A 1319-nucleotide genomic window follows, 5' to 3' on the forward strand; every position below is an offset into this window, starting at 1 on the left:
GTGCGATGACCATCCACAACATCCAGCCGGGCCCGCAGGTCATGACCAGCAACCCCGCGCTGTTCTGGGGCCTGATCGCCTCGATGTGGATCGGCAACTTCATGCTGATCATCCTGAACCTGCCGCTGATCGGGATCTGGGTCAAGCTGTTGCAGGTGCCCTACCGCTTCCTGTACCCGGCCATCCTGACCTTCTGCTGCATCGGCGTGTACTCGGTCAACAACCAGACCTTCGACGTATTCACGGCGGCTGGCTTCGGTGTGATCGGCTACCTGTTCATCAAGCTCAAGTGCGAGCCCGCGCCGCTGCTGCTGGGGTTCGTGCTGGGGCCGATGATGGAGGAGAATTTCCGCAGGGCGCTATTGCTTTCACGTGGCGAATTCACAGTGTTCGTGACCCGTCCGCTGTCGCTKGGATTGCTGATTGCCGCGGCGCTGCTGGTCTGCATTGTGGCGCTGCCGTCGATCAAGGCCAAGCGCGAGGAAGCATTCCAGGAGGAATGACACGGGCCGGCGGGTGCCTGACTGGTAACAGCGCTAGGGAAAGCACAGGCACGCGCCTACACTGAAGAGGTGCCGGTCCGGCACTGTCGGTCACCGAGGGGGTACTTCATGAATTATTGTCCCAGGCCGCCTGGTCAGCGGAAAACGCCGGCCACGCCCTGGAAGACGCACTTCCAGCAACCCGGCGAGAAAGGCCGGACCTCCCAGCCCGGCCAGTTCGATCCGCGAACCGAGCAACCCGCCGACAAGAAATAGCATCAGCGATGCGATAGCGTTTTCAGGCCCGTGCCGCCATGGCTGCGGGCCTTGTCGTTTTATCGCGCGCAATATGCTCTCCGGCGGCACGGCCGGTCATGTTCCCGCTACGACGCACTGTGCGCTTCCGCGCGGTCATGTCCCGCCCAGGTCAGGCGCCATCCGGAGGTGGCCGTCTTGGCCACCAGGCCCGAATCCTGAAGCAGCAGCAAATGGTGACTTAGCTTGGATGCCTCGGCATTGCCCAGCGCCTTGGCGAGTTGAAGATCCGTCATCATCGCCTGGCTGTCGGACCGCAGTGCTGACAGCACCCGGTCCGCGAAGGACATGTCACGCCTCATCTTGCACTCCCGCTATTTTTGAACGCCCTGACAGCTGACTAGCGAACGTCGCTTCATCAAGCAATGCCAGGCGCTGGGCGCGCGCATAGCGGCAGCACCCGGGCCTCCCGCCAAGGGGCAGGAATGGCAAGGTCCGGCCGAACCGCTTCAGTCCCGTCCAGATTACTTCTTCTTGCCCGTTGCGCCATCATTGCCGACGCGCGACTGGACTGCACCGAAC

Annotated in this window: 2 protein-coding genes; one reads left to right on the plus strand and one right to left on the minus strand. The window is 62.6% G+C overall.

Annotated features, from left to right (window positions below):
* The coding region (locus AC1DKD_RS41330; RefSeq protein WP_477111685.1) for a tripartite tricarboxylate transporter permease at positions 1–503 on the plus strand (503 nt) is incomplete at its 5' end.
* Between the two features lie 362 nt (positions 504–865).
* Here the strand turns inward: AC1DKD_RS41330 and AC1DKD_RS41335 are convergent.
* Positions 866–1087, minus strand: a complete 222-nt coding sequence (locus AC1DKD_RS41335) for a hypothetical protein (RefSeq protein WP_035860877.1) — start codon at positions 1085–1087, stop codon at positions 866–868.
* Between the last annotated feature and the right edge of the window lie 232 nt (positions 1088–1319).

This window comes from Cupriavidus sp. 05T313 (genome assembly GCF_056396665.1).

What these genes read in the sequence shown, in the direction of transcription:
- AC1DKD_RS41335 (WP_035860877.1), bottom strand. Translation starts at nt 1,087, where the DNA reads ATGTCCTTCGCGGACCGGGTGCTGTCAGCACTGCGGTCCGACAGCCAG.